The following is a 5,096-nucleotide window of genomic DNA, read 5'->3' on the forward strand; positions in this document are numbered from 1 at the left end:
ACCCGACTGCCCGAAGACGTGAACACCACCGCCCTGGCCGAGGCGTTGCGGGACGTGATCGGCCGACACGAATCACTGCGGACAACGTTCGCGGTCGCCGACGGCGAGCCGTATCAGCGGATCCTGGATCCGGATGAGGCGGCGGTGGCGTTGGAGGTTGTCGGTGTCGAGCCGGGTGAGTTGGCCGGTGAGGTGCGGGCGGCGACTGAGTATGCGTTCGATCTGGCGGTTGAGTTGCCGGTCCGGGCGACGTTGTTCGAGGCCGGGTCGGAGCGTGTTCTGGCGTTGGTGATGCATCACATTGCGGGTGATGGCTGGTCCACCGGGCCGTTGAACCGGGATCTTGCTGCCGCGTACGAGGCGCGGGTTCGTGGGCAGGTGCCGGTGTGGGAGCCGTTGCCGGTGCAGTACGCGGACTATGCGTTGTGGCAGCGGGAGTTGCTGGGTACGGAGTCGGATCCGGACAGTTTGTTGTCGACGCAGGTGGCGTACTGGCGTGCGGCGTTGGCGGGGGCGCCGGAGGAACTCGTGCTGCCTGCGGACCGGTCACGACCGACGGCTTCCAGTCATCAGGGATTTACCGCGTCGCTGCGGATTCCGGCGGAGGTACATGGGCGGCTCGCGGAGTTGGCCCGCACCGAGAATGTCACCCCGTTCATGGTGGTGCAGGCGGCTCTTGCGGTGCTGCTGTCGCGGTTGGGTGCGGGTACGGACATTCCGATCGGGTCGGCGGTGGCGGGGCGTACGGATGAGGCGCTTGATGATCTGGTCGGGTTCTTTGTCAACACGCTGGTGATCCGTACTGATCTGTCGGGGGATCCGGGGTTCCGGCAGGTGCTGGGTCGGGTGCGGGAGACCACCCTGGAGGCCCTGGCGCATCAGGATGTGCCGTTCGAGCGGCTGGTGGAGGAGTTGGCGCCGGAGCGGTCGTTGTCGCGGCATCCGCTGTTCCAGGTGATGCTGACCCTCCAGAACATCGAGCGGACCGTCCTGGAAATCGGCGGGCCCCAGACCGGTGGCGGCCGTCGGATGTCCAACCGTACGGCGGCCGCCAAGTTCGATCTCGAATTCACGCTTGGTGAGGTGTTTGACGGAGCTGGTCGTCCGGCGGGTATGTCGGGGATGGTGACCGGTGCCGCGGATCTGTTCGATGTGGTGACGGTGGAGCGGTTGGCGCAGTGGCTCGGTCGGGTGCTGGAGATGGTGACGGCGTCGCCGGATCTGCCGGTGCGCGCGGTCGATGTGGTGGATCCGGCGGAGCGGACGCTGGTGCTGGGCACCTGGAACGACACCGCGGCGTCTGTTGCCGACGGCACGATCCTGGACCTGTTCACCACCCAGGTGACGACACATCCGGATGTTGTCGCGGTGACCGCCGGCGCAGCGAGCCTGACCTATGCGCAGCTCGACGCCCGGTCGGACGAGTTGGCTGCCGGACTGGTGGCTCGGGGCGTGGGGGTGGAGTCGATCGTGGCTCTGCTGCTGCCCCGGGGAGTGGAGATCGTCACGGCGATGCTCGCGGTCTGGAAGGCCGGCGGCGCCTACGTCCCGGTCGACCCGGAACTGCCGGCCGAGCGGATCGGGTACGTGGTCGCCGACAGCGGCGCCCGACTCGTACTCGCCGCCGACGATGTCGACGTCGCCGGTGTGCCGGTGCTGCGGCTGGCGGAACTGTCCGACGACGCGTTCACCGCCGGGTCCTTCACCGCCGGGTCGGTGCCGAGCGTGGTGTCGTCGGCGGGGTTGGCGTATGTGATCTACACGTCCGGGTCGACGGGTCGGCCGAAGGGTGTCGCGGTCACGCATGGTTCGTTGGTGAACCTGGTGTCGGTGTTCGGGCCGTTGTTGGGCGTGGACGCCGGGGTGGGAGTGTTGCAGTTCGCGTCGTTCGGGTTCGACGCCTCGGTACTGGATGTGGGCGTGTCCTTGGCCGGTGGTGGGACCCTGGTGATCGCGGGAGAACGGGAGCGGGCCGAACCGCAACTGCTGGGCGAGCTGCCGGTGCAGGTGGCCAGCGTGGTGCCGTCGCTGCTGTCGGTCTTGACTCCGGATCAGCTACCGGCGGTGCGTTCGATGGTGGTGGGTGCGGAGACGGTGCCCGAGCAGTTGGCGGGTGCGTGGGCTCCGGGCCGGCGGCTGTTGCACGCCTACGGCCCTACCGAGTCGACAGTGATCACCGCGTTGGGGTTGGTTGATCCGGATCGTTCGGGTCCGGTGCCGTTCGGTCGTCCGATCGCCAACACCCGCCTGTACGTCCTGGACGACGCGCTGGCGCCGGTGCCGATCGGGGTCGCGGGCGAGTTGTACGTCGCCGGTGCGGGATTGGCGCGCGGCTACGTGAGCCAGCCGGGGTTGACCGCGGAACGGTTCGTGGCCTGCCCGTACACCCCGGGTGAGCGGATGTACCGCACGGGCGACCTGGCGAGGTGGACCGAGGATGGTCAGCTGATCTTCGTGGGTCGGGCGGACGAGCAGGTGAAGATCCGCGGGTTCCGGATCGAACCCGGTGAGATCGAAACGGTACTGGCCCAACACCCGGGAATCGCTCAGGCCGCCGTGCTGGTCCGCCAGGACGTGCCAGGTGACAAGCGGCTGGTCGCCTACGTCGTGCCGACCGGCGACGAGGTCTCGGGCGAGCAGTTGAAGACGTTCCTGGCCGGTCAGTTGCCGGAGTACATGGTCCCGGCCGCGTTCGTGAACCTGCCAAGCCTGCCGTTGACGGTCAACGGCAAACTCGACCGGCGGGCGCTACCGGCACCGGAGTACACCGCGGGTGCCGGCCGACCACCGGCGAGCGTGCAGGAGGAACTGCTCTGCACCGCCTTCGCCGACGTACTCGGCATCGACACCGTCGGCGTCGACGACAGCTTCTTCAGGCTGGGCGGACACTCACTGCTCGCGGTGTCGCTGGTGGAGCGGTTGCGGGCGGTGGGTCTGTCGGTGTCGGTGCGGGCGTTGTTCGAGTCCCCGACCCCGGCCGGGCTGGCGGCTTCGGCAACCGCGACGGTGCAGGGAAGTGCGCCGGAGAACCTGATTCCCGCCGACACGCGGGAGATCACACCGGCGATGTTGACTCTGGTCGAGTTGACCGAGGCGGAGATCGATCGGGTAGTGGCGACCGTCGACGGCGGCGCGGCGAACATCGCCGACGTCTACCCGCTGGCACCGTTGCAGGAGGGTCTGCTCTTCCACCACCTGCTGGCCCATGGCGGGGACGACGTCTATGTGATGACCCGCGTGCTGGAGTTCGATTCGCGGGAGCGTCTCGACGAATTCGCACGCGGACTGCAGATGATCGTGGACCGGCACGACATCTACCGCACGGCGATCGTGTGGGACGGGCTGCCTGAGCCGGTGCAGGTGGTCTGGCGCCGGGCGGCGTTCCCGGTGGTGGAGCGCCCGCTGCCGACGTCGCAGGTGCCGGTGGGGCCGGTGCCGGCGGACGTGGTGGAGGACCTGGTCACGGCGGTGGGTAACCGGTTCGATCTGGGCCGGGCGCCGTTGATGGATCTGCATGTCGCCGCGGTGGGTGACGGCCGCTGGCTGGCGGTGATGCGGATGCATCACATCGTGCAGGACCACGTTGGTATGGACACGATGCTGGACGAGTTGCGGTTGATCGCCGCGGGTCGGGCCGGTGAGCTGGCCCCGGCGTTGCCGTTCCGCAACTTCGTCGCGCAGGCCCGGGCGGTACCGCGCGCCGAGCACGAACAGTACTTCGCCGAGTTGCTCCGTGACGTCGATGAACCCACCGCCCCGTTCGGGCTGTTGGAGGCACCCGGCGAGGGGGCAGCCTGGGACGTGGCCGTGACCCGGATGCCGGAGGATCTTGTTTCGGAGCTCCGCCGGGTCGCCCGCAGCCTCGGCGTGTCGGCCGCGACCGTCCTGCACGTGACGTGGGCTCGGGTACTCGGCGTGCTGTCCGGTCGTGATGACGTGGTGTTCGGCACGGTGCTGTTCGGCCGGATGAATGCGGGTGAAGGTGCGGACCGGGTGCTCGGCCCATTCCTCAACACCCTGCCGGTCCGGGTACGCACGGCCGGTACGGGCGTCCGCGAGGCGGTCGAGGCGATGCGCACACAGCTGGCAGCCCTGCTCGAGCACGAACACGCCCCGTTGACCGTCGCGCAACAGGCCAGCGGCCTGCCGGGGGACGTACCGCTGTTCAACTCCCTGTTCAACTTCCGGCACATCGCCACAGCGCCAACCGGCGGTGAGCGGGGCGGGGACGAGAAGGCCAGGTCCGAGTCGAACAGCGGCATCCGGAACGTGCTGAGTCGACAGTGGAACACCTACCCGCTCACCCTCTTCGTCAACGAGTTGGGCGACGCCGGGCTGAGTATTGCCGTCCAGGGCGCCGCCCCGGTCGACCCGCATACGGTCGCGGCGTCGCTGTCCATCGTTCTTCACCGGGTGGTGTCGGCTCTGGCGGACACGTTGGACGGCAAGCCCGACATGGATCTCCGTGCGATCGACGTCCTCGACGACGAACACCGGGACCGCGTCCTGCACGTCTGGAACGACACGGTGGGTGTGGTGCCTGGGGAGCGGGTTGTCGATCTGTTCGCCGGGGTGGTGGGTGCTGATCCGGATGCGGTCGCGGTGGTGGCCGATGGGGTGGAGGTGTCGTACGCGGCTCTGGACGCGCGGGCGAACCGGTTGGCGCGTTTGTTGATGCAGCGTGGTGTGGGCGTCGAGTCGGTGGTGGGTCTGTGTCTGCCGCGTGGGGCGGAGATGATCGCGGCGATTCTCGGGGTCTGGAAGGCGGGGGCGGCGTATCTGCCGGTCGATCCGGCGTTGCCGGTGGAGCGGTTGGCGTTCTTGTTCGACGACAGCCGTCCGGTGGTGGTGCTGGGCACCGAGGAGGTCCTCGGTGATCTGCCGGCGGGTCGGGTGCCGTTGGTCGCGGTCGACAGTCCGCTGACGGCGGTGGAACTGTCGATGTTGCCGGACACCGCACCGACGGTTACGCCGGTTGGTGGGGCTGTGGCGTATGTGATGTACACCTCGGGGTCGTCCGGGGCGCCCAAGGGTGTCGCGGTGACCCAGGAGGCGTTGACGAACTATGTGTCGGGTGTGTCGGGGCGGTTGGACTG

At 68.5% G+C, this 5,096-nt stretch carries 1 protein-coding gene; it reads left to right on the top strand.

All coding sequences use genetic code 11. The features are described from left to right. A partial coding sequence (locus I0C86_RS38880) for a non-ribosomal peptide synthetase (RefSeq protein ID WP_196206314.1) occupies positions 1–5,096 on the top strand: 5,096 nt, incomplete at both ends.

This window comes from Plantactinospora alkalitolerans, assembly GCF_015690345.1.
GTDB lineage: Bacteria > Actinomycetota > Actinomycetes > Mycobacteriales > Micromonosporaceae > Plantactinospora > Plantactinospora alkalitolerans.